General features: G+C 51.0%; 28 protein-coding genes and 1 pseudogene. 8 read left to right on the top strand and 21 right to left on the bottom strand.

Going from position 1 to position 26077, the window contains the following annotated elements:
- Position 1: 1 nt before the first annotated feature.
- From SynMEDNS5_RS08430 to SynMEDNS5_RS08415, 4 genes are read left to right on the top strand one after another with little or no spacing between them, the layout of a single operon-like run.
- The gene (locus SynMEDNS5_RS08430) at positions 2 to 1501 is read left to right on the top strand and encodes a hypothetical protein (RefSeq protein ID WP_186582966.1); all 1500 of its coding nucleotides are present in this window, start codon (positions 2 to 4) and stop codon (positions 1499 to 1501) included.
- 40 nt (positions 1502 to 1541) lie between these two features.
- Entirely contained in the window at positions 1542 to 4829 is a 3288-nt protein-coding gene (locus SynMEDNS5_RS08425) for a hypothetical protein (RefSeq protein WP_186582965.1), read from the top strand.
- Positions 4830 to 4840: 11 nt separating this feature from the next.
- Positions 4841 to 5875, top strand: coding sequence for a hypothetical protein (locus tag SynMEDNS5_RS08420; RefSeq protein WP_186582964.1), 1035 nt, complete (start codon positions 4841 to 4843; stop codon positions 5873 to 5875).
- Positions 5872 to 6351, top strand: coding sequence for a hypothetical protein (locus tag SynMEDNS5_RS08415; RefSeq protein WP_186582963.1), 480 nt, complete (start codon positions 5872 to 5874; stop codon positions 6349 to 6351). Before SynMEDNS5_RS08420 ends, SynMEDNS5_RS08415 begins: the two co-directional genes overlap by 4 nt.
- Before the next feature lie 50 nt (positions 6352 to 6401).
- Here SynMEDNS5_RS08415 and SynMEDNS5_RS08410 read toward each other — a convergent pair whose 3' ends face one another.
- From SynMEDNS5_RS08410 to SynMEDNS5_RS08365, 11 genes and pseudogenes are all read right to left on the bottom strand, one after another.
- Complete coding sequence (locus SynMEDNS5_RS08410; protein ID WP_186582962.1) at positions 6402 to 7208, bottom strand: hypothetical protein; 807 nt, start codon at positions 7206 to 7208, stop codon at positions 6402 to 6404.
- Positions 7208 to 7930, bottom strand: coding sequence for a hypothetical protein (locus SynMEDNS5_RS08405; protein ID WP_186582961.1), 723 nt, complete (start codon positions 7928 to 7930; stop codon positions 7208 to 7210). The genes SynMEDNS5_RS08410 and SynMEDNS5_RS08405 overlap by 1 nt, the downstream gene beginning before the upstream one ends.
- Entirely contained in the window at positions 7920 to 8327 is a 408-nt protein-coding gene (locus tag SynMEDNS5_RS08400) for a TM2 domain-containing protein (RefSeq protein ID WP_186582960.1), read from the bottom strand. The genes SynMEDNS5_RS08405 and SynMEDNS5_RS08400 overlap by 11 nt, the downstream gene beginning before the upstream one ends.
- Entirely contained in the window at positions 8317 to 8481 is a 165-nt protein-coding gene (locus SynMEDNS5_RS08395; protein ID WP_186582959.1) for a hypothetical protein, read from the bottom strand. Before SynMEDNS5_RS08395 ends, SynMEDNS5_RS08400 begins: the two co-directional genes overlap by 11 nt.
- A 221-nt stretch (positions 8482 to 8702) precedes the next feature.
- Entirely contained in the window at positions 8703 to 9380 is a 678-nt protein-coding gene (locus tag SynMEDNS5_RS08390; protein ID WP_186582958.1) for a hypothetical protein, read from the bottom strand.
- The gene (locus tag SynMEDNS5_RS08385) at positions 9377 to 9985 is read right to left on the bottom strand and encodes an OmpA family protein (RefSeq protein WP_186582957.1); all 609 of its coding nucleotides are present in this window, start codon (positions 9983 to 9985) and stop codon (positions 9377 to 9379) included. The genes SynMEDNS5_RS08390 and SynMEDNS5_RS08385 overlap by 4 nt, the downstream gene beginning before the upstream one ends.
- Positions 9978 to 11654, bottom strand: coding sequence for a hypothetical protein (locus SynMEDNS5_RS08380; RefSeq protein ID WP_186582956.1), 1677 nt, complete (start codon positions 11652 to 11654; stop codon positions 9978 to 9980). Before SynMEDNS5_RS08380 ends, SynMEDNS5_RS08385 begins: the two co-directional genes overlap by 8 nt.
- A 1380-nt stretch (positions 11655 to 13034) precedes the next feature.
- Positions 13035 to 13469: a thermonuclease family protein gene (locus tag SynMEDNS5_RS08375; RefSeq protein WP_255440383.1), complete on the bottom strand. Its 435-nt coding sequence runs from the start codon at positions 13467 to 13469 to the stop codon at positions 13035 to 13037.
- Positions 13470 to 13514: 45 nt separating this feature from the next.
- Positions 13515 to 13637: pseudogene (locus SynMEDNS5_RS13140) on the bottom strand (YHYH domain-containing protein); the annotation flags it as partial.
- A gap of 200 nt (positions 13638 to 13837) precedes the next feature.
- Positions 13838 to 14110, bottom strand: coding sequence for a hypothetical protein (locus tag SynMEDNS5_RS08370; protein WP_186582955.1), 273 nt, complete (start codon positions 14108 to 14110; stop codon positions 13838 to 13840).
- A gap of 433 nt (positions 14111 to 14543) precedes the next feature.
- Positions 14544 to 14762, bottom strand: coding sequence for a hypothetical protein (locus SynMEDNS5_RS08365; RefSeq protein ID WP_186582954.1), 219 nt, complete (start codon positions 14760 to 14762; stop codon positions 14544 to 14546).
- Between SynMEDNS5_RS08365 and SynMEDNS5_RS08360 the strand changes: the two genes are divergently transcribed.
- The 3 genes from SynMEDNS5_RS08360 to SynMEDNS5_RS08350 are packed head-to-tail and all read left to right on the top strand — an operon-like array spanning position 14762 to position 15473.
- Positions 14762 to 14944 carry a hypothetical protein gene (locus SynMEDNS5_RS08360; protein ID WP_186582953.1) on the top strand — a complete coding sequence of 61 codons (183 nt, stop codon included), beginning with the start codon at positions 14762 to 14764 and terminating at the stop codon, positions 14942 to 14944. The two genes, SynMEDNS5_RS08365 and SynMEDNS5_RS08360, sit on opposite strands and share 1 nt — an antisense overlap.
- Positions 14944 to 15273, top strand: coding sequence for a hypothetical protein (locus tag SynMEDNS5_RS08355; protein WP_186582952.1), 330 nt, complete (start codon positions 14944 to 14946; stop codon positions 15271 to 15273). The genes SynMEDNS5_RS08360 and SynMEDNS5_RS08355 overlap by 1 nt, the downstream gene beginning before the upstream one ends.
- A gap of 20 nt (positions 15274 to 15293) precedes the next feature.
- Positions 15294 to 15473, top strand: coding sequence for a hypothetical protein (locus tag SynMEDNS5_RS08350; protein WP_186582951.1), 180 nt, complete (start codon positions 15294 to 15296; stop codon positions 15471 to 15473).
- A 1164-nt stretch (positions 15474 to 16637) separates the two neighbouring features.
- On the opposite strand, the gene SynMEDNS5_RS08345 is transcribed toward SynMEDNS5_RS08350, so the two are convergent.
- From SynMEDNS5_RS08345 to SynMEDNS5_RS08320, 6 genes are all read right to left on the bottom strand, one after another.
- Positions 16638 to 16799 carry a hypothetical protein gene (locus tag SynMEDNS5_RS08345; protein WP_186582950.1) on the bottom strand — a complete coding sequence of 54 codons (162 nt, stop codon included), beginning with the start codon at positions 16797 to 16799 and terminating at the stop codon, positions 16638 to 16640.
- Positions 16796 to 17983 (bottom strand): hypothetical protein, encoded by a 1188-nt coding sequence (locus SynMEDNS5_RS08340; RefSeq protein ID WP_186582949.1) that lies wholly within the window; start codon positions 17981 to 17983, stop codon positions 16796 to 16798. Before SynMEDNS5_RS08340 ends, SynMEDNS5_RS08345 begins: the two co-directional genes overlap by 4 nt.
- A 418-nt stretch (positions 17984 to 18401) precedes the next feature.
- A complete protein-coding gene (locus SynMEDNS5_RS08335) occupies positions 18402 to 18662 on the bottom strand; it encodes a Nif11-like leader peptide family natural product precursor (RefSeq protein ID WP_186582948.1) in 261 nt (86 codons plus the stop codon).
- A gap of 40 nt (positions 18663 to 18702) precedes the next feature.
- Positions 18703 to 18921, bottom strand: coding sequence for a hypothetical protein (locus SynMEDNS5_RS08330; RefSeq protein ID WP_186582947.1), 219 nt, complete (start codon positions 18919 to 18921; stop codon positions 18703 to 18705).
- Positions 18922 to 19117: 196 nt separating this feature from the next.
- Positions 19118 to 19453 carry a hypothetical protein gene (locus SynMEDNS5_RS08325; protein WP_186582946.1) on the bottom strand — a complete coding sequence of 112 codons (336 nt, stop codon included), beginning with the start codon at positions 19451 to 19453 and terminating at the stop codon, positions 19118 to 19120.
- A gap of 37 nt (positions 19454 to 19490) precedes the next feature.
- Positions 19491 to 19880, bottom strand: coding sequence for a hypothetical protein (locus SynMEDNS5_RS08320; protein ID WP_186582945.1), 390 nt, complete (start codon positions 19878 to 19880; stop codon positions 19491 to 19493).
- A 36-nt stretch (positions 19881 to 19916) separates the two neighbouring features.
- Here SynMEDNS5_RS08320 and SynMEDNS5_RS08315 point away from each other — a divergent pair, with 36 nt between their 5' ends.
- Positions 19917 to 20600, top strand: coding sequence for a response regulator transcription factor (locus SynMEDNS5_RS08315; RefSeq protein ID WP_186582944.1), 684 nt, complete (start codon positions 19917 to 19919; stop codon positions 20598 to 20600).
- Between the two features lie 130 nt (positions 20601 to 20730).
- Here the strand turns inward: SynMEDNS5_RS08315 and SynMEDNS5_RS08310 are convergent, their stop codons facing one another.
- The 4 genes from SynMEDNS5_RS08310 to SynMEDNS5_RS08295 all read right to left on the bottom strand — a co-directional run bounded on the left by SynMEDNS5_RS08310 (position 20731) and on the right by SynMEDNS5_RS08295 (position 26069).
- The gene (locus SynMEDNS5_RS08310; protein ID WP_186582943.1) at positions 20731 to 22701 is read right to left on the bottom strand and encodes a calcium-binding protein; all 1971 of its coding nucleotides are present in this window, start codon (positions 22699 to 22701) and stop codon (positions 20731 to 20733) included.
- Positions 22702 to 22957: 256 nt separating this feature from the next.
- Entirely contained in the window at positions 22958 to 23158 is a 201-nt protein-coding gene (locus tag SynMEDNS5_RS08305) for a hypothetical protein (RefSeq protein ID WP_186582942.1), read from the bottom strand.
- 384 nt (positions 23159 to 23542) lie between these two features.
- The gene (locus tag SynMEDNS5_RS08300) at positions 23543 to 24985 is read right to left on the bottom strand and encodes a DUF3987 domain-containing protein (RefSeq protein ID WP_186582941.1); all 1443 of its coding nucleotides are present in this window, start codon (positions 24983 to 24985) and stop codon (positions 23543 to 23545) included.
- Positions 24978 to 26069, bottom strand: coding sequence for a hypothetical protein (locus SynMEDNS5_RS08295; RefSeq protein ID WP_186582940.1), 1092 nt, complete (start codon positions 26067 to 26069; stop codon positions 24978 to 24980). The genes SynMEDNS5_RS08300 and SynMEDNS5_RS08295 overlap by 8 nt, the downstream gene beginning before the upstream one ends.
- Positions 26070 to 26077: the final 8 nt, after the last annotated feature.

The raw sequence follows: 26077 nt of genomic DNA, 5'->3' as shown, positions 1-26077 counted from the left end.
GATGAAACAGATTTTTGCGATCGGCGTTGGTGGTACGGGCGCAAAGTGCATCGAAGCCCTGGTTCATCTGCATGCCTGTGGGCTCTTGGCTGGCGACGACGGTACGCCTGCTCGGTTGGGGGTGTTTTTGGTAGAACCTGACCAACAAAGTGCACTGCTCACGCGGGCACAAACAGCGATCAACCGTTATCGCGCTCTCAAAGTTGCCGTGGGCCGCAACAGCGACAGCTTCGCTCGGGCTGAACTGCGGGACTACGGCCAGTGGAGTCCGTTAACCACATCATCCGGGTCCATTTCACTCGATCAAGTTTTCCCAAAGGCGGTGTTGCGGACCCAGGCACCAGGTGTTGCTGCCTTGTTCGACTGTCTCTTCCCTCCTGAAGAGCAGCAAGCCGATCTCGAGGTTGGTTTTCGCGGACGCCCACCGATTGGCTCCGCCGTAATGAGTCGCATCAATTTGCAGAAAGAGGCCCAGGTGGGGCAGTGGCAGCAGATGCTCAGCGATATTCAAACGGCTGCAGGCAGCGGGGAACCGCCCTTGATTCATCTGTTCGGCAGTGTCTTCGGTGGCACGGGAGCCTCTGGTGTTCCTACCCTCGGCCAACTTCTAAAGAACTGGCTGAAGAGCCAGAGCCTCAGCAGCGTGCAGGTTCAAGCCTCACTGTTGCTGCCTTACTTCGATTTCGAAGGGGTCGCCGATGACGATACGGGCGTGCATGCCGAGTCGCGCAATTTCCAGCTGAACACCGACGCTGCACTGCAATACCTGCGCACCAGTGGCAAAGCCTGTTTTGACCGCGTGTTTCTCGTGGGGAGTGATATCAAAGCTCGCTACGGCTTCAGCATCGGGGGCACATCCCAAACCAACGCTGCCCATCTCGTTGAATTGCTGGCTGCTCTTGGCGTTCGCCATCCACTCACCGGCACCACTCGCTACGCCAATGTGTTGAGCCGAAGCGATCATGCCTGCATCCGATGGGACGACCTACCCGACGATGAGCGCGTTGGCGAAGCCTTGGCGAGGGGTGCGCGTTTCGCGGTGGCTTGGCGAAACAATGTCAGCCACGAGATTGCAGACGCTCAAAAAGTTTCGATGAAAACCTTTCTCTCAGGGGCGCCCTGGGCGAGGCGGTTCTTCCATCCGGCCGGCGCCAGCACAAGCCGAGGTGGGCGTCCGGCTATCCGAGATCGTGAGCAACTCACCGTGCAAACCGCAATCGATCAGTACTGCGACACGCTGCTGCAATGGCTCAACCAAATCAGCAGCAATCTCGGCACAGGCTTCAAACAAGAATTACTCAGCGCACAGCTGCTTGTGCCAAGCGATCGGTTTGAGAACAATCTCAGCCGCGTGGTGATGGGCAAGGCACGTCCTCGACGCCCCGCCAACAACGACACCGTGGAAGCAATCAAGGTGAAGATGGATGGCCTCAGTGCCGAACGAATCAACCATCGGGGCATGGCCGGATTGGCGGATTGCCTGTGGACGTTAGTGGCCTGATTGTCTCTTTTTATTAATCAACCAATAGCACTTTTCAGCCATGACCTCATCAGCACAAGACATCGTTCAGATTCCTTGGTTCCCGAAAACCGACCCTCCACTGGCCGGCGGAGCCCAGGCCGGTGAGTGGCAAGGACGCGATCAGCAAAGCCTTGGTGTGATCGCTAAGAGCCTTGTTTATGAGGTGGCCACCACACGGGTTAATTCGCTGCCGTCTCCTTGGTCGAGGGCTCTGCAATTTGAACAAGCTGTTCTGAACAATCGCTACCCCACGCGCGACTCTCTACTTGAAGAGTTGTTTGGTGGCATGGCCTGCCTCGGCCTCTGGGACATGTTTGGCCTGCGCATGGATGCGCAACGCGTGGCTTTGGATGATTTTTCGAGTCGAGATGACGATGCGGTCGGGCCATTCTCACGAAGTTTGTCGAGTGCTATTCCTGACGGAAGTACAGCCTTGTCGCAAGACCCGGAACGACGCAATCCGTGGAAGGTGATTTATGTGTTTACGCTCCAAGGTTCCGTCATCGGATTCAGTTCCCCCAGCACCATGTTCTGCCCTGCTGTGCACTTAGCGCAGCCAATTCAGGGCATGGCATGGACCCAGGGGGGACGATTCAGTGATCCCGTGTCTTCCCTCAGCGGCTCACAACGGCAAGCTCTGGCTGATTGGTTCAGCTACGTGCGCTCAGGAATGCTCAATGCCCCAGATCTGAACAGTCAAACCATGGCAGGGCAGATGGCCGAGGTGCTCGATGGCTTCATCGGCCAGTTGACGGGAGGGCGACTCGGGACACCCACTCTTTCCGACACAGTCCGCATTCCCAACCTCCCAGCGAATCCCGTGGCTTTATCGCTGCTGGGACGACCTGCCAAAGGTGGAGCCAGCGCTAGCCAAGCCACGCTGGAGTTGGGAGAACGGCGTCGCAAGCCGCTGCCCAAAACGCCATCAACTCCGGTGGTGTTGGTGGATGCCGAGATGCCAAGCAAGCTCGGGCTAAGCGCTGCCGACATCTGCTTGTACAAAGCAGCCACCCTGGAATCGATTGGCTTTGATCCGCATCAACTGGAGCGTCAATACGGCAACGAAATCAAGGTGATTACGCCAGAACAGATTTTTCTGGATCAGCTCTACCTGGTGCCTGGCAAGGAAGCCTTTACTGAATCGTGGCTTGCCAACCGCCTCGAGGGATCGCCGATTGTGAACGGCCAACCCGTCACCCCCCTGCTGCCTCTGAGCCCTGATGTGAGGGAACTGTTCAGCAGTCGCGAATTGGAAGGCCGCTGTGAGCTGCGCGTCATGCAAACCAGCATGAGCAGTGAATTGGAAGTGCGGCTAACGCTGCCCTTGCAAGGGATGCGTGATGGGTACTCCATTTCAAAGACCTATCCGCTGAAAGAGCAGAACATCGTGGCTGATGATCTTCCGGTGATCAGCCTCTGGCCCTATGTGCATGATGATCATTGGAGCCTTTACTACATCTTCTGCGAAGAGAGCCCTACCAATCTCACCGTGGATGGATTTGCGGACTACGACCGCAAAATCAGCCGTGATGGCCAACAGGAAGTGAAATATTTCACCACAAATTATTTTCCCGATCTGGTGCGACTTAGTGAACGCGGCAGGGATTGTGGGCTTCTGCCCGTCAGTCCCCCAGTGCACAGTTCAAACGACGGTGCTCAGTGGAAAGTTGGAATCGACTTCGGCACATCATTCACAAACTTCTACATTGACGATGGTGCCGGCCCCAGTCGCAAACACCTCGACACCCGAGTGAAGTCGCTGACCTTTTCACAAAAGCAATCGCGACAAAATCTTTTGAATCAATATTTCATCCCTGAGGAGATGCTTCCCAACGAAGCAAATGGAGGCAACCCACCCACGGCAACAGCCCTCAGTGTTCGCGGCTGGCAGGAGGTCACCGGGCAAGTTCCTGAGCTGTTTCATGAAGCCAGGTTGCGCGTGCCAAGCCCGGGCGAATTTGGTGGTGCGGAGTTGCGAACGGGTTTCAAGTGGGAGCAGATGCAATATCAAAAACCGTTTCTGAAAGAACTGGCACTGTTGATCAGTGCCAATGCAGCGGCATCCGGTGCCCTCGAGATTGATTGGGCTGTGTCGTTCCCCAGCGCCTTTTCAAGAAATGAAATGGCCCGCTATCGACGGGTGTGGAAGGAACTCTGCGAAAGCCTTAATGATCTAACCGGCTTAAAGCATGCCCTCAAGGGTTCGAGTGACACCGGATTACAAACTGAAGCTGTTGCCTTTGCAAGTTACTTCGGCAACTTCCAGAGCAAGCAAATGGTGCATACCTCTTGCCTGGATGTCGGCGGTGGCACCACTGATATCTCCATCTGGCAGGAAAACCAGCTGATTCATCAGGTGTCCGTGCCATTTGCCGGTCGTGATATCAGCTCACAGTTGCTGCAACGCAAACCAAAGTTTCTGAAGGAGTTGTTTCCACCAAGCCTCACAGCTGAAATCAGCGATGACGAAGCAAAGGCACGGCAAGATCGCAATTTCACAAGCCGACTCGACAACATCATGCGCTACGGCTCAACGGAGTTGCTGGCGGGTCGCCTGGATATGCTGGTCAATCAAGACTCTGCCATTCAGCAGCCACTGCAGCAATTCCTCAGTTTGATTTCGATCAGTTTTGGAGGGTTGTACCATTACTTGGGGCAAGTTCATCAGGTGCTTCGCCAGGAAGGAAAACTCATCAAAACAAGTCCAACCCCGGTATACCTCGGCGGCAATGGAGGCCGTTTGATCAATTGGATCGATGCCAGTTTAAGTTTCCAACGCGGTGGGGATCCCGACCAATTGATGGAATTATTGCAGGTGAAAGCAGCTGGCTGTGAGCAGGGCAATGGCTCCACAACGATGTCCGATGCCTACAAGGATGAAACCTGCTGTGGATTGATTAGCACCGGTGTGAATCTCAAAGGTAATTTTGATCCAAGTTTGGATTTCATGGTTTCTGGTGCAAATCTGTGCATCAATGATCTGGTGTTCAGCTCTGGTGAACGGGTGGAGTTGCCTCACACCATGGAAAAGATCACGAGCTATGCACTACCAGATCTGAACGATATCAAACAATTCGTAGAGCATTACGACAACAGTATTGCTGAGTTGAGAATTCGATCGCTATTGCCCATCCGCCAGTTGTGCGATATCGACGCCCTGTGGGGTGAGGTCGAAACAGAAGTGCGTGCACTTTGCCTGACGAAAGTCGGTCAAGAGGCTAGTGATCTTGAACCGGAACCTGGCTTTATTCTCGGACTGCGGGCTCTTTCCAATACCCTCGGCCGTCTTTGGGCTGAGCGCTTCTGAGGTTACGAATCATGAAACGAATCTCTTTCAAACACCTTGTGTTTCTTGCGCTGTTGGTGATGTCCTTCAGCCTTGTTCCCAGCACGATCGTTCACTCTGCCCCCGAAAGCGTTCTCCTCGGCCAGTCAGAGAAGCAAGCTCCCCAACCCCAGCCATCGGAGCTTAATGCAGGCAATAAATCTGGCGATGCTGAGGCGAGGGATGGCCAAGAGAAGTTATCAACTGATGCAGGTCTTGAGGCACAAGACACAATTGAAAGCCTCCGGGATGACCTTAACCAGCTTCAAGCAGAACTCAAAACAGCTACAGAGACGCCGGCCCCATTTGGTATAAGACTTGAGATCATCCTTGCCTCAGCAGCCTTGTTGGCAAGTGTTGTTTCGATCCTGCTGTTCTGGCGTCTTTTTCAATCCCTTGACAATGACTTGAGACGAATCAAGGCATCTGTCAAGAACTTTGAGAACCAAATAGCATTGAAATTTGGAGGTCTGGAAACAGAGCAGGAAAGACGCCTAGCACAAATGAAAGCCGATGTTCAATCGGTGCAGAAAAAGCAGGCTTTCTTCGAAGCCAGCTCAGCGTTGAAAAGCCAGCCGTCGCCATTCCAGGCAGCAACGTCCAGTTCGCCACCCACAACTGCGATGGTGAGCAACATTCCTGAGAATTCTCCACCAAAACTCACCGTTGGAAGCTTGATTCAAGCCATCAACTCTGGCGACCGACAAGCTTTGCGTGAGGCCACAACAGCAGAACTCAACATCACCAGCTCATCAGAAAATAGCATTCTGATGGGAATGAGCCAGGCCACTGAGCTGGAAGAAGTGTCTGCTGGTGGCAGCTACTTGCTGGTCTCTCTGGAGCGGAGAATGCTTCTGTTTCCAACAGATCGCACGCTGCGCAGTTTCTCAACGACACAGCCCAGCAACGGTCTTTACAGCTATGTACAGCAGAGTATTGCAAACGCTGAAATCATCGAACCTGCCGTGTTGGAGAAAAGTGGTCTAGTATGGCGTGTCATTCAGAAGGGGAGAGTCGCCATTCCATGACCGTATCAGCAGCGATGCAGGTAAGGCTCGACAAGATCGATGCACATTTGAAAGAGCACAATCTCAGAGTTGAGAAGCTCTACGGGTTTTACCCGATTCTGAAAAGCAACAGCAACGACAGCACGAAGCCTCTGGCCTGCCGAGGGCCCAAGGGATCAGGCTTTTCATGGATTGCCTTCTTTTTTCCTTTCGCAGTATCGACACAAATACGTGAATTTAGTTTTTTTGCAATCCAAGCTTCTATTTATATTCTCACAACATGGATTTATGTCATCACTGGTAAAGACTTGTCAAGTGTTGCAGCATTAGGTTTTTTCATTGTCTACGGTTATTGGTTTCCATATCTAAGGTATCTGGCATTCAAAGAGAATCGACAAGAGTATACTGTTTTCCAATCAATCGTATTTGGGCTTCTTCTATCATTTGCTTCCATTGTCCCTTCAATGGTCATTGAATCTTTCCTTATTGATAATTAATTCCAGAGTCTTAAGCACTGGTTTTATAGGTTGCATGATTTGAAGTCGTTTTAGTTGCACCTGAATTCATCTACTCTGATCCACTGTTGTCCGTCTAGTTGCATTGGCACAAGAACAGTAGACATTGTGGAATTGAGCCTAACTGTATATCTCTTCAATATTGGGCCATTTTGTTTGTTGAGAAAACCAAAAACTATTGATGGGTTCTTACATTTTCTAGAATGTGCAACAAAGATTTTAAATTGATTGTCGGGACTGTTGTCAAACCATTGTGCACCATATTCAGAAGTCTCCCAATATTTATGTTTTCCCGGCTGATCCAAGAATTTAATCTTTTTCTGTCCTTGTATGATTTTATTATTTACTAAGCCTTGATCAACATCACTATATTCCCGGTACTTGCCCCTTTTTAATGTCTTAAGAGCATATATAGCTGATTCGTGCTCGGCTTTAAGGACTGCATCGCTGGCATTCTTCAGGGTTTTTTCATAATAATCTCTTTCACTAGTATTCATATAGCGCCGCACCTTCGGAGTAATGGGCTTAGGCTTATTTACTGATTTTTCAGTTTCTGAACGAGGTTGTACTTTATCTTTCTGAGATTCAACTAATACTCCGATTAACATTGGAACTCCAATGAGTAGTGTCAACAAGAGAATTGGTCCAAATGCATTGCCCTTCGGATGTTCTTCTGAATTGTTATCTTTAGTCTCAGGTTTGTCCGGCCGTTTAAATGAATTGGTCAGGGAGTCTTTGGCGGTGTTGTGATCATCGAGTTCCCCCAAAAGCCTTTCGGCTTCTTCAGCAGTTCTTTGAACTTGATCAAGGTTTTCGTCGGATTTATAGTTTTTATTCATTAGTTTATTGTTGTGGATTGTTCAAATGCCTCCAACTTTTGTTCAAGACGAAGCAAACGGTTCTCAATGCTGCGTTGCAGGGGATCAGCTTGGATACCGACTTCCCCTTTGTGCTTCAAATACCAACGGCGACCATGTTCGATCACTGTTGCTGTACCCGCTTTTAAGAGCTCAACCTCAGCGGGGAGAACGCCATCAACGGAAATCTCAAATAATCGTCCCAGTCCTTCCACCTGTTTTTGGCGCTGAAGCATGCCAGGCCTTGGAACAAGCACCCATTCTCCGTCTTGGGTTTCGATCACCCATGTTGTTCCCTGGGCGAATATTTCCAACTCAATTTCTGAGATCTCACCGCTGAGCGTTTTGCCACTGATGCTGCATGGACGCGCAAAGGGCTGAAGCAGAGCAGGGGAGTTTCTGTAGACGTCCAATAAACCTTCCAAGGGCATGTTGAGGGTTGGAATACGATGTCGCTGATCGTCGTCTTTAACAGGGAGCTCCTTGTTGGTCTGGTTTCCGGCAGATGACAAGAGCTGCTCATCAATAGCATTATCAACAGCTAGCTTGACCTCATCGAGTTGCTCCTGGACGGTTCGAATGTCATCGTAGACAGACTCAAATGTATTGGAAATTCCTTTATTGGATTCAACGAATCGATCACTGAGATCGCGGACACTTCGGAGCAGAAACTTGACGGATTCAACAAGCTTGTCAGCTTCCATGGTGATCGTTCGGTTTCGATTGTGTTTGCTCGAGAGCGTTTTCAGCTTCCTTCATCAGGTTATCTAACTCATCCATGGAAGCCTTATCCAAATTGGTGGATGGAGATGCCTGCGATGGTGATGATGCTGATTTGTTCAACACTCTTGGTTCGATTTTAGCCGACCGCTTGGGTAATGCTTGATCTTCTTTCTGCTTGTTGGCTTGCTCAACTTCATGAGGGATCAGGAAGATGTCAAGAAACTGACCAATTCCACAAAAGCCAAACGTGAACAGCATCGCCAGGCCCAGTCCTGTTTGGTTGAGATAAAGCCTGTGCATGCCACACATACCAACAAGACACAGCAACCATGTGGCATATGCCAAGGGAGTTTCTTTCTTCTCTTGCTCAGGCGACAAAGGTCCAAGCTATAGACACGATCGAACTATAGAGGGAGAAACCGGTAAAGCCTTGTATTGACTCCTGCACCACAACTTGTGTTAGCGCGCCACCACTATCTGCATCTGACAGTTGGTCAGTTCCACCTTCATACGTTTCAGCAGTGATGGTCATAGCCGGTCTAATCGTCAGCAGCAGATCATGAGCTCGGCTTTGTGATTAGCACTAGGTCAACCCCCTTCATTTTCCGTGTTGGTGACATAGGGACTATGTCGACTTCCTTCCCTTTAGTCATCTGAACATCCTGGTATGACTGTGCATCTTGCGCTGCTGCCGCTCTGAAGTCGAGCGGCGCATGTGTTTTTGGCTTTGATTTACCTTAATTTAGGTGTCTTTTAAGCTGTGTTTGCTTTGATCAAATGCGATAGATCATTGATTTGTCTTGTCAGTTCGGATATGTCAGCTTTCAGGGTACGTAATTCAAATGATAGCTCTCGTTGATCAAGTGCCAATTTCCTTACTATCTCTTCTTGCAATTGTCCGCGGTTTCTTTCCTGTTCCTTCATGGGCTCAGCAATTAGACCATTGTCTAGTCGACCAGACATATTTAATATCCACCGACGTCCATATTCAATTGGGCAAAAATAAGGTAAACTCGTAATCGTCCATGGCTTAATTTCATCTGCATTGTAGTCATTCAGGTCAAAAATGTCGCTAAAACTTGATACCTTCATCCCCTTTTTCTGCGCCATTTGCCAATCAACAAGTAAAGCCGCATTTCCGCAATCGAGTATTATTGCTGTGTAAAGCGTTTGCTGATTAACTATATTAATTTCCACTTGCCCTTTGCTGTCGCTTTGCATTTCAACTGGAAGCATATACTCAGATAAAACAATAGGTGTGCGTTTATAACAACGTAGTAAAAGGTGTTCACCACCTCTCCATACGGGTAAGTCATGCAATCTTTTAGGATACAGGTCTTCGCTTAAAACTCCGTATTTTTCATTCTGGAGTTTGGCTACTAAGCTTTCAAGCGCGTTCAGTCTCTCAAGTGGCGTTGTTTGGTCGGTCATTTTAAATCTTGGTTACGTGTGAAACGAATTTCAATCCGTCGCCTTTGGCTTTGAGGCGACGGATCAGCAGGTTGATATTTCCCGTTTGAATCAATAAGGCTTGAAGCTGAGTAAGCAAGAATCGTGGGCATCACCACTTCTTTGTGTTTTAATTTTTCCCTCAGGAAAGCTGCTACTGATAATGCTCTCAGCAAGCCCAAATCAACATTTGATCCTGTTAATAATCCATCAATTAGTTCTCCACCATTTTCAAATTGGTTTTGCAGCTTGATATCTAAATTACTTATGCCAGGTGACGGTTGTCCGTCTGTATGACCTATAACTTCAATTGTGTCAATGCGATATTTTGTTATGTCACTAACCATATTTGTTGTTACTCTATTTAATCTATTCTTGAATTCTTGAGAGAGCTTGTAGCTACCGGTTTCGAATTTAAAGGACTGGGCTTCAGTTAGTTTAATTAACGGAGGCTTTTGGTTGGTTGCATTGTTTAGTGAAGATACCACTGTAACAAGCATTAGGATTAAAAAGCTGCTGGCGAGAATATCGGTATAGCCCATCCATTGGCGGAGCTGTTGTTCACTCGACTGATTTGATTTAACCATTTATATCACCCTGGCTATTTGGATGGTTCTTTTTGTTCGTTGCTAAGATATTATTGATACTTTTTTGTTGCTCTGCGAGCGATTGCGTTATTTTCTGAATTACTAGGTATTGATCCCCAATAAGCTTTGTAAGTTCTTGTTTTTTGTCGATTAGTCTTTCTAGCTCTGTTTTGTGCGAAACCAGTAGCTCTTTTGATGCTGTCGATTGGGTTCCTATCTCCTCTTTGTACTCATCAGTAAGTGACCGCAGATATACACTTGATTTTTGGATGGTTTCCTCAAATGTAGTAAATACTTTTCCTGATGTGTCGTACCAATTATTCAGATTCTCATTTAGTTTTGTTAAAAACGTCTCGCATGAATTAGTAAGCTCTTCGTCTGATTTCAAGCGAATCTGCAATGCCTCAGCTGTTTTTTGAAAGTTCTTTGAGTCTTTCCCGCAGGATAGACGGGTACTTCGCAATTCTTTGGTCGCACTAACGACTTCCTCTCCTCTGTTTATATTGGACTGTATTAATGCCTGCACCTCCCCTTGCTGTTTTTCAGTAATGTCAATCAATTTATTTGCTTTCTTTAGTTCTATGGCTGACAAATTATTCAGTAACTGTATATCTAACTGGGTTGATTGTAATCCTTCTCTAAATGTAGCGAAACGTTCACATAGCATTCGACTCGCTCCCACCAAATCTTGTTTAGATTGTCCTAAGCTATAAGCCGCATCTCCTAAATCTTTTGCGAAACTTGATGTTGATAGGATTTCGGAAGCTGTTAAGAAGTCACTTCCGCTTTCTTGAAATGAGTTTGTCAAATTCGTTAACGAGTACGTAATGCGTTTTGTTTCACTCGCTAGATTCGCATATAAGTCAAAAAATTGCTTTAGTTTATCGCCAAAGGCGCTATTTATTGCTTTGTTTGTTTGATCTGCGATTACATTTGGTAATTCAGCTGCTGTTTTATTTAATGAATCAATCGATGACTTTAGCGGCGTTATGACTCTTTCGCCCACTCGAATCGGGACAATTGTTTCTAGCCAACCAGTTAACAAACCCTGGCAAGTACCTAGTAGATTGCGCCATCCAGTTAGCTGATAAATAATAGAGAGAGTTAAACTTAATATTAAGCCCAATAGGCTTGTTCGGAATGCCAGAGACATTGGTGCAATGACTTCTGTGAGTCCTGTTGCCGCCTCTTGTGCTGATATGTCAGGTTTCAAGACATTTTGTATTTCGCCAAGCCCACCCGTTAGTCCAGCAAATGTACCAAGTAGGCCAAGTGAAATCAGCAGTGATGGCGATTGCGCTACAAAGTCCTGGATCTTTGCTGCAGATACATTGATAAATAGAATTTTAATGCGCAATGAACAGACTTCTGAGCTGCAAAAATGGTCGGCATTGATGCTATCTACTTTGGAAACTAATTCTAAATATTTCTCTTCTACTCTGCTTAGGAATGTATTCAGTTCAAGTGTTCTTATTTCAGTTGTCTTTAGCCGCCCGCACCGTTCTATCTCGTACATTATCGGTTTTAGTTTTCTTGCTAGCGTTAATGCTGCTATCACGGCTATGCTAAATAATATCCATATCGCTGTTTCTGTCCATTGATCAATTGCTTGGTAGAACACATTGAGCTCCTGGGGATGTAGTGCTGCTGTCGCCTTGAGCTGCAGCATTCTTGTAGATATTCTCTATTGTATATCGCGGGTGTTTCCTGTCGCATCCCCCAGTCGAGTGATAAGGCTTCATTGATTATTTTTTTGGTGTATGAATTTATTTTGCTAACTTCCCGCTTTTGGCTTCTATAACTTCATGGTTTTGACTCAATGAAATTACTCCTCCTCCTGTTTCGTTCCATGTTGAATTGTTGTTGCGAATCTGTCCCTTGAGTTATTTTTCAGGCTACTATTCCAAACGGTTTGTGGTTGACATTTTGCTTCTCTTCCTTTGCCTGCTTTGTTAACTCTGCTTCCGTATTTTTGAGGTTCATGCGGCAAACCTGCTCGATGAACTAATAAGCCCAGGCGGCTACGGCGTATGTCCTCTGTGGCCAAGAGAAGCCAATCTGTGTCTGCTTAATAGGCTTTTAGTAGTCTAGGCGCGACATGCTTTTATATCAAAGTCAGTAACGATGCACGCTCTAGTACCCCTTTGTTGAGTTGATCTTGTTTTACTGCAATCTGCTGGTCATTCAGCAGAATTTTTTGCAAGTTAGAACTGATGGCGTTTTTCCGCGTTATCTCGCTGGAACTGTTCGTCGGAGACTTCTTCACTTGCTGCCTTGCTGACAGGTCCCCCAGAGGCCTCCCGTTAGGCGGCAGTACCTCAAGAAGTAGATCGCCCAGTTCGTTTGCGTCCGTTGAGCGGTACTGGTCCTTCGATCATCTTCCTTCCGTCAGTGTGATTTGAGTCTCTGCGGATTGCCTCCCTCAGTTGAGGGAGTGGCGCTTCCAACTGCCTGTCATGGAAGACCAAGGACTTCTGCCTGCGCCCGTTTGATCCCTTGCCCTAAGTGCGTTCGCTTTTTGCGGGAGTTGAGCGCGGCCTTGCTTGAACGAATCAGGGGGGTCTGCAATAACGCTGCAACTTTCAAGCACTCAGTCGAGAACCCAGTGCTGGATTAGGCTGCTCAATGGCCGGACCCTGCTCTTAGTGCTTTGTTATAGCAAAGTTATAGCAGTAGTTCTTCCTGCCCTCATCCCCTGATATCGCTTGCGGGGACTAGTTACACCAGTCGATCTGAGGTATTCTTTGATGGCAGGCAAGCCCGGAACATACTTTCAAGACAGGGGGATTTATTTGCCCGATTTCAGCCGTCTGCCTCCCCCAATTGGGTCAGTTGGGCTTGACCGCCCCTGCGTCCTTGCACTTCTGGTGCTTTTGGAACTTGGAAGAGCTAGTGGAACGGCATAACCAACGAATGGAACCTGAGCTGCTGCTGGTCTTTTGCCAGTAGTACCCATTGCTCACCTTTCCTTCTGCCAGAACAGCAGCAGAGACAGGAGTGACTGGAACCAGAAGAGACCCGATCATCAAGACGGGAGCGACGAGGCGAATCATTTCCTTCGGCGGGAACGGCGGTAGTCCCAGGGCTTTAGGTCCTCCTTGTATCGACCCCACACCCCGAGCTTCCTGTTCATAGCAGTAGTTTCAGCTGAGAGATATGCATCCGAATCGCACTGTTTCAGGTACCTGCGATACGCGAAGGCAGCACCGCGCTTGACCATTTGTAGGTTGACGTTGGTCGAGCCTTGATAGATCTCAGCCACGGTGCGTCCATAACGGTCTTTGACCTGTGGCTTTAGAGAGATGGGCTTGCCCTGAATCAGTCCCTTCAAGGTCTCGGTAGACCATTTGCCGCTGTTTCCTTGGCTGGTTTCTGGGGCATCGCTGCATGCCAGACGGATGGTGACCTTGTTGCCTGCCTTGTCAGTGATCCGAACGGTATCGCCATCTCCCACCGATACGAGAGTGACAGGACCAGTGACCATTCCACTTTTCAACTTGGTGGTGGATCCATTCCCCCGATGGCAGTGCCGCTCTCCTGTCTTGGAGTTTGTGTGACAGCCATTGGAGTCCAACCCGCCGCCGTGTGGATAAGCAGGTGGGAATGCTGTGATTAGCAGTGGTATTGGAAGTAGGCGGACTATTTGCTTCATCCTTGGAAGGTAGCCATGGTGATGGACTTGCAAGAAAAAAAACCCGCCATTGCTGACGGGATGGTGTGTGTGTGTTTGTCGGGAGATGGATAGCGACAATCACAACGCCCCCTGCTTTTCCCTTGCGGGTTTTGTATAGCTTTCAGCCAACCAACTTTGATCAGCGGCATCAGGCTTCCCGACTAAACATACGGTAGTGTTCAACGACTGTTCATTGTTTTGTGCATCATTGGGTATGAGTATGGGTACTGCTTCATGACTCCCATTGTTTCAAGTAAGCATCCTTTATCCCTAACTTGACCTCTATTCCATGCCTGCTCCATTGCCATTTCTAAAGTGGCACCTGACGCCAACATCCTTTCAAGGATTCCAGCCGCAGCGTGTGGGTAGCATGTATAAGCTTTGGCGGGAGAAGAAACAATAAACGAAGTGCCGATAACAGTGGCGGCAGCGATTGCGTTGAAGAGTTTCATTTGAGTTAGGTGTTGTGGAGGTCGTCCCCCCGATGTATTCACCATCGCCGTTCTCGTCGGAAAGCACCTCCCCCAAAAGTGGTGACTTGAAGCCAGTTCACTGGTCACAATGGGGGATGTGCCGAAACAAAAGACCTCGCATTGTGGAAGGGTTCACGCATAGAGGAGGTCATGCAAGTTTTCCTGTTCATCGCGGCGGCAGTATGTGTCAACCGCCCTTGGCCTCCAGCGTTGCTCGTAGCCTCACCCTGCTCACCACAACTACCCCTAACTCCGACTTGCCTAATCCGCCCAGAGCAAGGTCTCAGCCGACTGGATGGACCCAACGGGATTCACTGCTGATTCTTTCTTCCCGGCAGCGGCTATTGCTGACTTGGCTGAATTGTTGCTGTGATCTTGGACATAGGGGGCAGGAACCTGCAGCAACAGAGATTTAGAGGCTCACCCCCAAGTGCCACCCCACCAGCCTGTCAGCTTCGTCTGTGGTGAGGATTGGGTTCAGCCCGTCGAGCATCAGCTCAATCACGGCTGGCTCACCAAGCTCATGGACGCCTTCAGCTAGCCAGCCTTTGAAGCCATCTGGGTCGTTGGCACGTAGCGATAGGAGCAGCTCCTGCAGCAGAGCCAGCGTCATCTGAGTGTCGAGGGGCATTGGGAGGAGACAACTGCCGTGAGTGTTCCCCGCTTGATCGGTTCACGGAAGCTCGGTTCTGTGGGCTACCTCGCCGCGGCCGCGGCCCTGCAGACACGCGGGCCCGGGCGAAGCTGGTGCTCGAGGCGGCGCAAGCCGCCATCGCCTACGGCCAGGAGATTGGCCTGGTGGAGGACGCCTAATGGGCACCCTCTCCGCTGATGTCGATCTGGTGGGGGACCGTCTGCGCCAAGCCGTGGAGCGCTTCCACGGCAGGGAACTCAAAGAAATCGCCCCCCTGGACCGCATTGCTGGCGCTGGGGCTGCGCTCGGGTGCCTTGTGTGCCCGACAGCCTCAGCCCTCGCCGTGACTGCGTTCGCCCTGGGCTGGAGGTGTGATGGGACCAGCAATGACCCCAGAGGAAAGAGCCGCAGCATGGCCGCACCTGCAACCTTGGCAACGCAAAGAGCTGGAGCAGTGGCAGCGCGACCAAGACCACGCGCTGATGTGCGGCCTGCCCCTACCGAGTGACCCGCAGCCCTGGCCGTCCCATGCCCAGCCCTAGCCCTCAGCTGATCGAGTCCCTGGTGGCCAGGGTTGGCGAGGTTGAGGCGATGCGGTGGCTGGGCGAGTGGAGCATGGCCCTGCTGGAGGGGCGACGGCCACCGCGGATGCCGCCTGAGGCTGATGCAACCCGGATCCATCACGGAAGGACCGCCGCCGAGAATTGATCTAAGAGGCCGCCCTCTTGCTACCCGCAGCCTCGATGACATTCAACGTGGCCACGGCGGAGCTGGGAAGAGCAGTTGGCATTGATCAACGAACGGGAAAGGAAGCGTCGGGAAAACCTGCCGCCTGTTGGGTATCGCTGCACGTCAAAGCCAAAGCCGAAACCAAAGCCAAGACCAAAGCCACGGGTTCAGCGGCAAAGACCGCTGTCGCCCACCACAACACCGGCTCCCAAGCCAATGTCACTGCCCGAGCGGATGGCGGCGGCCTGGGGCCGGCTTACCTCAGGAGACCGTTATGTCGATTGAACAGCACAGCAACGTCGGGTCGGGCGCGCCCCCCTTTATTGATGTTTCTGTCCCCGGTGGGCGGAGTCAGGACATCAACGGATCCGACCCTGCTGCCGGTAGTGGGGGCACTGCCGGTTTCGTTATTGGGCAATTGCTGGCTTAAGACTTAAAGCAACACCGACTGCATTTCTGCTTGTCTCTTGCTACAGATCTAGAGAGAACAGCAGACGAATGAAGCGACTATCAGCGCTTATTGCTGGAGTGATGTCTGGCATCGCACTGACAGCGACAACAATCTCCATGCCGATGCCTGCAAAGGCAGCTCTTTCTACATGCTGGTGGCAAATGACATGGGGCGCAAATCGGCTCAAGCCAGCGCCTTGCTATGTCTCTTCAAGATATAACTCAAAGGGCCATTTGGTCTTTGACGTTGTAGAAAAAAATGGTGGCTATGAAAGAGTAATTGTACTTTGGGAGGGCAAAGAGGCAGAGGTGATACTGCTCGGCAAAGTATATAAAGGCGTTTGGGACATTGATAGTGAGCAAGATATTTGGGTGAGGGTTGACGGCGGGAGTTTCGCTTTTCGACTTCCAAAAGATGTTTCAAGAACAGCCCGCCCACGCCCCAGAGCATCTAGCGGAAGAGCTCCAACGCTTTACGACACAATGTCCGACACCCCCTTTCAATGGAAAAGGTAATCGGAGCGACAATATTCTTTTTGCTATGCGGCGGTCCCGCATCTGCATTTACTGTTGAGCTACAGGAAATAGAAAGGCAAATCGAAAATCTTGGAACTCCTGTTAAGTGGGCAATGTCCCACCCGTTATGTCGACAGGGCCTGTTTGGTGCTTATGTTCCAAGAGACGATATAGTTTTCATTTGCCAAGAGAATCACGATAGAGGAGATTATCAAGAGCTTCTTGGCACGCTAAAGCATGAAGGCTGGCATGTTGTGCAGAAAAAATGCAACGACGGTCGAGCAGCTCTTCGCGATGATCAAATAAGGCAGCACCTAAAGCCACGAGATAAAAGGTCACTCCACGGATATCATCCGAAGCAAACTCGTGCCGAAGCAGAAGCCCGCGTTGTCGAGCAGATCCCTACCGAGGGTTGGCTTAACGGAGTACGTGCCTATTGCGCCCACATACTGAAAAATTAATTGGCTGCAGACCTTGGGCAATGCAGGCTCGTGGTCGTCGGTTGGTTGATGACCGGTTTGGTGTTGCAGACCCTGGTTAAACCGCGTGGCTGGTGGATCTGTGTAAACAGAAGTGACGCAAGCTTCGGTTGCCTGTCCATCAAGGAACTGACAAGGAACAGAGCCTGACGTGCCTGGGACGCCATACATAGCTATCCGCAGTGCATCTGGGTCATCGTCGAGTTGCTGCAGCACCCACTTGATAGTGCTTTTGTCCATCGGCTCTAGCGCAGGAAAATTTGGGTGAACGCCTTTGGGCCTGCCACTGAGATTGATACCAGTTTCTCGGTAGTAATACCCCTGCTCGTAGAGCCCCACAGCTTTGCGGCCCTCGAAGTTTTCCTTAATTCGTTCCAACGCCATCTGGCGATAGGACTTGCGCTCCTTGGTCGGGAACTGGTCAGTGATTGGTTGCAGCTGCTTGGTGATCCGACGTCCAATGGCAGTCCGTGCTGGACCCTTCGCTTCGATCGCAAAGTCGAAGTAAGGATCGTTGCCACAGCTATATGGGACCTTGTTTCTGAAGTTTTTGTATTTCGCCTTCCAGAGGTGCACAAGCAGGTTCCACTCCTGCAGAGCTGCTGTCTCTGGGTGCTCCTGCAGGTAGTCACAGATGCGTGGAGCTATGGAGTCGAAAGTGGTGGCAACGACTGGATCTTTTGAATGGACGAGCTCAGTCCATCCGCCCCATCGCTTTTCCTGATTAACGATCCCCTCGATTAAGGAATTGGCGTGTTCTGCAGAAACTCCGACACGACTACAGCAAAGGCGAGTCAGCTTTTCCACCAGCATTGGGTTGATGCCAGCAGGCACTTGGAACTGGCTGAGGACACGCTTGAAAGCTTTGGGGTCTCGCCGCATGGGATCGGACTCCAGCGTTAGACCAACTTTCAGCAGGGTGTCACCGGTGCCGAGGGGGTCGGCTTCGACCAAATAAAGCAAGCAACCTTGGTCGTATGCCTTGCGTGAAGGGATGAAGTGCAGCCAAGGGGTGAAGTCCTTGTTCTTGATCTGGAACGCCATCGGCTGGGTCATCTGGATCCGTGAGGGTTCCCGTGTGCCTTCATCTAGGAGGATCTGCACCAACCCAGGGGTGAAGAGCTTGAAGGGCTGACCCAGTTCATCGAAAGGTGTCTTGTTGGTGATCAGCGCACTGTTTAAGTCGTACATCGGTCACTCAATTGATTCGAATCTCACCCCAATCGAACGGGAACACATCCCCCAACTGAGGGATTTTTTTAGGCAACCTTCTCCCCTAACTGGGTATGCAATAAAAACCCCGCAATTACTGACGGGGCTAAGTATTCATTAGTGCCAGGTATCGGAAACCGTTTGGGACTTTTTGTGGGTTGGTTGAGGAAATAAAAAACCCCTGTGGCAACAGGGGCTTGGCGGGATTAGGGGGTAGTAGAGCAGGAGGGGAGAATAGCAAGTTAGTTAGTTAGTAGGAAACATCAATACCACCAGCAGCAGCCCCAATACAAACTTGGGAGCAACCCCGACCACCACCAGCCACGCCTTCCAGCTCTACGTCCGAGATCTCTGATTGAGCTTTCTTGAGGTCATCAGCTGAAATGGCAAAACCCGCAGCCTTGGCAATGGCGATAACGGCATCGGCATCACTAGCGGCTTTGAGTTTCTCTTGCAGTGAGGCGTCTGCCTTAACGGCTTCCAGGAAGGCTTTGAGTTGCTCTTCTGACATAGGAGAGGACTAGGACACCATGCCCTCTCTAGCAAAATTATTAGAGGCTTACCCCTAGGTGCCAGCCCACCAACCTGTCCGCTTCGTCTGTCGTGAGGATTGGGTTCAGCCCGTCGAGCATCAGCTCAATCACAGCAGGCTCACCAAGCTCATGGACGCCTTCAGCCAGCCAGCCTTTGAAGCAATAAGGGTCGTTGGCACGTAGCGACAGGAGCAGTTCCTGCAGCAGCGCCAGCGTCATCTGGGTGTCGAGGGTCATGGTTCAGGTGCAACTGCTTAAAGCATTCCCCGCTATAGATGGCAACAAAAAACCCCGCCATTGCTGACGGGGTGGAGTGTGTGTGTGTGTGTTTGTCGGGAGATGGATAGCGACAATCACAACGCCCCCTGCTTTTCCCTTGCGGGTCTTGTATTGCTTTCAGCCGTTAGGCATCAGGCTTCCCGACACTTAGTTGTCAAAAGCGGAATGAAAACGAGTAGCCGGGTGCGCCATGGAGTTGATAATCCCCCTGTTTGTCAATACTCCAGCTAAACCAACGCTTCTGGTAAGGAATATTCTTGTGAAGAACCTCGGCGGTATTGTCATCCCAGATGACAACGGTTCCCGAGTCAATATCAATAACTGTGTGGCCATTGGCGTTGACTCTTTTGCTCACCCTGCAATATTCACCTTGAACTGTGCGCGACGAGCTTGGTTTCCATGCCCAGCATGTCCCTGCTTTTGCGGGCGCATTCATCAATGCTGCCAAGCTGACAAATACTAGTGCGGATGAGGTAATGATTTTGTTCATGATGCAGAGGATTGGATGTAAATGCTTTAGCGAGAATTCAGATCAGCGTGCAGGCTTTTCTGGCTTCGTGATTTAAGTCAGCCCGAGAATAGCCATCATTCGCTCTGACTCTCCATGTTCCAGAATTGCAATCAACCCACATGATGTAGCCGGTATTATTGAACTTATCGTCGACAACAACACTTGCTTTTCGGCCCCCAAGCCATTTAAAGCATACTTTTGCTCCGTGGCGATTGGTGGTGCAATGAGTGCGTGCCTCGGCAGGATTGATGGCAACAAATGAAGCGCCAATGAGAGCTGCACTTGCGATTGCGTTGAAGAGTTTCATTTGAGTTTTGGTGTTGTGGAGGTCTCCCTCCTGGACCTCTTCACCATCGCCGTTCCACCCCTCCATCCACATCACCCAAAAGTGCTGTCCTGAAGCCAATGCACTGGTCACAATGGGGGAGACACAAGTGCTGGTATGGAGTTTTCGCTTCGATCCGCTCAGATCCGCTCAGCCTTTGACCAGGGCAAGCCTCTCTTGGCTGGAAAGACGGCAGTGGCTTGTATGGGTGACCTCCTGACCCTTGCTTCTTTCAGTCTTGTTCCTGTCATCAGCGAAACCTTGATAGGGGCTTACACCACTCAAGATGAGGCAGCTGATGCTTGCCATCAGAAAAGCCCTGACCTCTTGTTCGTCACTGAAAGCCTTGAGCAGGGCTACGGTCTCAGCCTTGCTAGACACGTCAAGGAGTACAGCCCTAAGACAAGAACCTTGGTGTTCCTTCACCGAGAGACGCAGGCCGTTGTGAGAGAAGCACTCGATGCCTTCGCTGAGGGTGTGATGTTTGTCAGCTCTTTGGGAAAAGGGGTCGACGGTGACTTCTTTCGGTCTCTTGCAGCCATTGCCGAAGGCGGTAACTACTACCCAAAGGCCGTTCAGACGGCGGCGGGCTATGAGGGCACTCAGCTTTTGCCTGAATTGTCTGATCGAGAGATGGAGGTACTGAAAGTGCTCTCCTGCGGGATGACCAACAAGGAGATTGCTGACACTTTGTTTGTGAGCGCAGAGACAGTGAAAACTCACGTCAGTTCCATCATTGGAAAGATGGGCGTCAAAGACCGCACCCAGGCAGTGATTAAAGCGATTAAAGCTGGTATTTAAAAAACCCCGCCATTGCTGACGGGGTGAATGTTTTGTCGGGAGTTCGATAGCGACAACCACGCCCCCTGCTTTCCCCTGTCGGGTCTTGTATAGCTTTCAGCCCTCAGGCTTCAGGCTTCCCGACAGGTGATCAGACCAAGTAATTATCACTCCTTTGCAGGTCACCAGCTGCGTCTTCAACGATGGCCATGAGGTCACCACGTTGGTAGAGGAAGACGTCATCACCTCGGTTACGCATCCTGAGCCCTGATGCACCTGTACCAAGTTGAATGCGGTCTTGGCCGTTGTTGAAGTCTTCAATGATGGTGTAGCCGTCACCCCGCTGAATGCGGAAGGTGTCCCGACCACCCTGACCCCAGACGCGGTCTTTGCCGCCACCACCGATGAGGAGATCGTTGCCACCTTCTCCGTAGAGGCGGTCATTGCCGGCTTGCCCGTTAAGGGTGTTGCTCGCCCGGTTGCCAGTAATCACATCGCTACCGGAGCCAGCATTGACGTTTTCAATGGAGATAAGTCGGTCACGCCCGTCGCGTGTGTTTTGCCAGCGGGTGGTGTTGAGATTGATGCGATTGGAACGTGAAGAGAACTGAGCGGTGTCATGTCCTGAGCCGCCGTTGATGGTGTCGTTGCCGAGGTTGCCGTAAAGCCAATCGTTACCGTTTTGCCCGTTGAGTGTGTTGTGAGTACGGCTGCCAGTGACTTTGTCGTTGCCGGTTCCAGCATTGACATTTTCGATGGAGATGAGTCGATCTCTGCCGTCGCCAGTGTTTTGCCAGCGGGTGGTGTTGAGATTGATGCGATTGGAGCGGCTAGAGAACGATGCAGTGTCTCGTCCTGACCCACCATTAACGGTGTCATTACCAGCTGCACCGTAAAGCGTGTCATTACCAGCACCACCCTCAAGGGTGTTATGGGCGGAGTTGCCATTGAGAGTGTTGTTGGAGCTGTTTCCTGTAGCTGCTTCAACCCCTTTGCCGAGAGTAAATCGCTCTGCTCCTTGCAGTACCACTGTGTCAACATCCGAGGCTAGACCGCGGTCATCAATCACATCTCCTTCATTATCAACGTAGTAGGTATCATTGCCTGCGCCGCCACTCATGTAGTCAGCACCTACTCCGCCATCAATGATATCGTCTCCTGTTCCTCCATATAGCTTGTCAATTCCATATCCTCCATATAGTTGATCATCTCCATTCTGGCCGTGCAAGTTGTCGTTGCCATGCTCGCCATAAACTTCGTCATCTTGATCTCCTGAGTAAACAATGTCATCGCCATGGCTTGCGTAAATTCGATCAATACTGTTTCCCGTTGAGATGTAATCGTCGCTATGGTTCCCAAAGACATCGTTGATGAATTTGAATACTGAGCCATTCGATAAGATTATCCTTTCAAATCCATCAACTGTCAGTACTCTTCCATCGGAGGTGATTGTTGCTGATTTCTCCTCCCAGTCCGTAACCTCAATTGAGGCATTTCCTGTTGTGCTTTTTAGTTGGACAACGTCTTCGCCGGCGCCGCCAAAAATCGATGAGCTAGACCAGTCGCCATCAATTGTGATGTGGTCATTGCCCGATCCGAGATTGACTGAAGCGTTTAGTATTGCGTAGCTAAGGCTGCTAGCTCCAGACGCTTTTAAACTGACTGTGTCGTTGCCTGCTGCTGTGTCAATGGAGAATTCATTAGAGGTGTGGCTTCCATGCAGAGCGGTAGATTCTTTCCACGCCTCGCCAGAGGCTGTGGCGTTGATGATGATGGAGTCGTTGTAGTCTCCGGTTTGGATCGTTGAATTGGATGAGCCGTAGGCTGGGTCGTCCCACCAGCCGTTGTTTAGCGTTGAGCTGTCAATGTTGATAATCGCTGCTTGATTTGTCGCGCTGATGAGCGCGTCGCTTAATCCGTATGCCCATGGATCTGCGCCTGAGGCGTGTGTGTTGATGTTGAGTCGAGAGGCGAATAGGTTTATGACTCCTGTCACTCCAACGGCTTGAGCCCAGCCCCAGTCATTGGATGAGGAGATGTTGATGTTCAAGTCTTCATAAAAGGATTGATTTCCATTTGTGCCTTGAACATTTCCGTTTCCATTCTTTGTGATGTTGAGCATTTACGCTGAAATCTGGACATCAGATTAAAAGTACCTGAGAGTCTCTGAGAAATCGCTTTGAATGATGAATAGTAGTTCTATTAGGCCTTGCAGAAAAAGCATACTTTTCCTGTTTGTGTTGCATTTGAGTCGGTCTTAAACTGCTGTTTGTTGCAGGCTTGTGCTCATCCTTGTGGTCATGTAACCACTTCTTAGTCATAAAAAATTCGCCCTGGCAAGAGCGAATTAGATTTGCCGTCTAGCTTGAATGCTTGGCCTAGAGTTTCGGATCCCTGCCTTGCGATTCCAGCAGTTCCCGCAGCATGTTGGTGATCCCCTCCTGATAGCTGCAACCAAAACCTGCATCTGCCAGTGCGGCGCGGATCTTGGGTTTCGCATCAGCCCGCACAAAGAAGGTGATCGCTGCTTTGCCTAGGCGTGAATACTGCTGATTGCAAGCGGGATGGGCTTGGGTCATGGCTCAGGTTGGGTGTGTCATGTGTTCAGCATCGTTTTCAATCCATGCTTTTCCATCACCCATCTGAGGGATTTTTTGGCTTGATTTCTTGGGATGTTCTCCCTCATTTGAGGGACCTGCTGATTGAGACGGTTGCTCATGGTCTCTGAGTGGCTTGCTTCTCGCATCAGACCTGCATGGGCAGTCACGGGAAGGCAGCATGAGTGTCTGCAGCGATCGGCTGTGCCCCAGTCGTTTTGGCTCTGTAGGCATCCAGACACCACTTGGCACGCCAGATCACTTCTCCAGCACAGGAAACCGATGTCTGCTGCCTGATTTGCTGAGAATCTAGTTTTTGCTATGGATTTGAGCAGACAGAGGGGTTGCCTGCTCGTGTCTGTGTCCCTAGGCCGCCATCGCTTTGGAGGCGATGTAGGTAACGGGGGTCTCGTCATTGCAGTGTCCGTAACCTGAGGTTTCCAGCTGACGAACTACCTCGGCAAACCCCTTAGCCCCGCAATCCCGGAGGGCTTGGGTGGTGCAGACCTTTTGCTTGGCCTCTTGCCATCGCAGTGGCTTGGGCTGCCCGCCATTCCAGCTGTAGCTGTGCAGCCGCTCCATCAACACCGTTGTGATGGTGGGTTGGTGCTGATGGAACAGCAGCGTTTCCTCTACCAGTTGATCCACGATCTCAGTGGCCAGCTCCATGGTGTTGATGTTGATCTTGAGCCTTTGCTCGGGTTCGCGTAGATGGGCTGTGAGGTGGAACAACCCTGCTAAGCGCAGAGCGTGGCCTGAGGTTTTACCCAGTAAGGCTGCTTTGACCGACGCAGTACCCGGCAGTTGCGCCTGGATCTGATGGCCGTGAAACCATCGGTTCAGGTGCGCTCGCGCTGGCTGATCTAATTCCAGCGAGGTTGGCGTGAGCTGATGGAAACGCTCGGCACACTGCTTCAAGAGCCATTGGGCTTTGTCGTGGTCATGTCGCTCCTGCTCGCTTGGATCCTCATCCCTTAATGCCAAAGGCATCACCGGAAGTTGGTTGAACAGGAAGCGTGCAAACTTACCGGTGCTGTCCTCACCGTTGACCAGCTCCTTGAGCTTGAGCGGTTGGATGTTGCCGAGCAATGACACATGGCTGCGCTCGTAATGGCGTGACCCCCCATCGACTCGGATGCTGGTGGTGCCGGTGCCATCGAACAGCTCCAGCAATTGCGCTTCCCCGGTGCCGCGACCCCGTTTGCTGTCTGCTTCTACGGCCTGCAGAAGACCAGCAATCTCATCGCGCACGATCAGCAGCCCCATCCCGTCTGCTTCATGCAGCTCTAACTGAATTGCCAAAGCTTCTGGTGTGTAGTCCTGCAAATGCGGAAAGAGGGGCTTTGGTGCTGGTGGGCGCTCGTCTTTTTTCACTCCTTTGCAAGCTTCCCGCCAACGCTCGGTGGCGTTTTGATGGCGGAGCTTGTAATGGAGCCTCAGCTCCTTGGCGGGGTCATCAATTAGCCGTTGCTTAACCGCTGTTTTGGCGACCCCAGATGGGGCGACGTTGGCAAGGAACAGGTTGCAGGGAACGCTGTACTGATGACTCGCTGCCACCCGCATGCCCAACGGCAGTAAACCGCTGTAGCCGCAGAGCAGCGTCAAAACAGCTGACAGTGGATCAGTGGGTAACGGTTCCTGGATGAGTTCCAATGCAGCAGCAAGATCCGCTGGCAATAGCTGCTCAAAGCTGAAGTGCTGACGTTGGATCAGCAGTGCGTTTTGGGCCTGGATGGCGTCACCAGCAGCGCTGACCTCTGCGGGAGCCAAGGTGAGATGACGCTCAACAACCTTGTTGATCTCACTCATGGCAGGGCCTCCAGCCAGCTTGTTGGGCGTGCCACCAAAAACTGCCGGCAGTGATTTGCTCGCCTCCTGATCGGCACACCTGCGTCACATCCCAGCCGCATTGATGGCTTGGGCTGTGGGATTCCATCAATTCGATAGCCACCTCATCGCCGTAGCCCGCATCAGCGCAAGCTGCCTTCAATCCCCAAAGGATGGTTCGGTAATCGGCGTAGGTGCCTCCACCGGCGGTTCGGCGTGGAATGCAATCCAGTGCTTCTCCGATCACCCGCAAGTTTGCTGCCTCTTTCCTTTGTTTGGGTTTTGGTGGTCTGCCGCAGCCGGTGTGTTGATGCCTTGGTTCTGGAGCTGCAAGGTTGGGCAAGTGTTGGTCCAACTGCTGTGCGCTGTAGCGCTTGCCGCTGGCATTGACGATTCGGCTCTGGTCGATGGCTACGCCATGGCGGTCGATGTAATAACCGCCTGCGAGGCGCATTAAGCGATTGGCACCTTTGCAGCTCATATCACAGCCCGGTGCGCTGTTGATCAACCGCTCCATCAGCTCTGTCCAGAGCGAAACCTCAATCGGCTGCGCCAGCACGTAGTAGTGATGGATTGACTTGCCGCCGGTGTCGACTTGAAAGCTGGGCTGAGGGAACTCCAGCTCATCCCAGATGCCCAGTTGCTTATCGCGAGCCATGGTGTCGTACTCAAAAAAGAGTGCGATACCCGCAGTGACCTCAGCGGCTTTGGTGCCCCCAGGGTTCACCTGCAGGTAAATCCCGCGGCCACCGGCTTGCCATCTGGGAACCCTTTCGAGATCCAAGGCAAAGTTTCCGTTGAACGCAGCAGCTTTCTTGCCTTTGTGGGGAATGGCGCGAATGTTGGTTTCACGCTCATTGCGCCCCAATAGATCCAGATGCCAATGGGCTTGGGCTGCATCCAGATCGATTTGCGCACCTTTTTGCGCATCATCACCTTCCTGGCAAGCCGGAAAAGCAGTGGCAACAGGGCGAGAAAATCCTTCGACATCCTGCTGTATTAGCAGGGAGTTACCTACACTCAGGTCTAACGAAACCCCGAGGCCGGCGCTAATTGTGTTGGCCATTTCTATCC

It is taken from the genome of Synechococcus sp. MEDNS5 (assembly GCF_014279875.1).
In the GTDB taxonomy this organism is placed as follows: domain Bacteria; phylum Cyanobacteriota; class Cyanobacteriia; order PCC-6307; family Cyanobiaceae; genus Synechococcus_C.
This window is presented reverse-complemented; position numbering and strand designations above follow the sequence as displayed.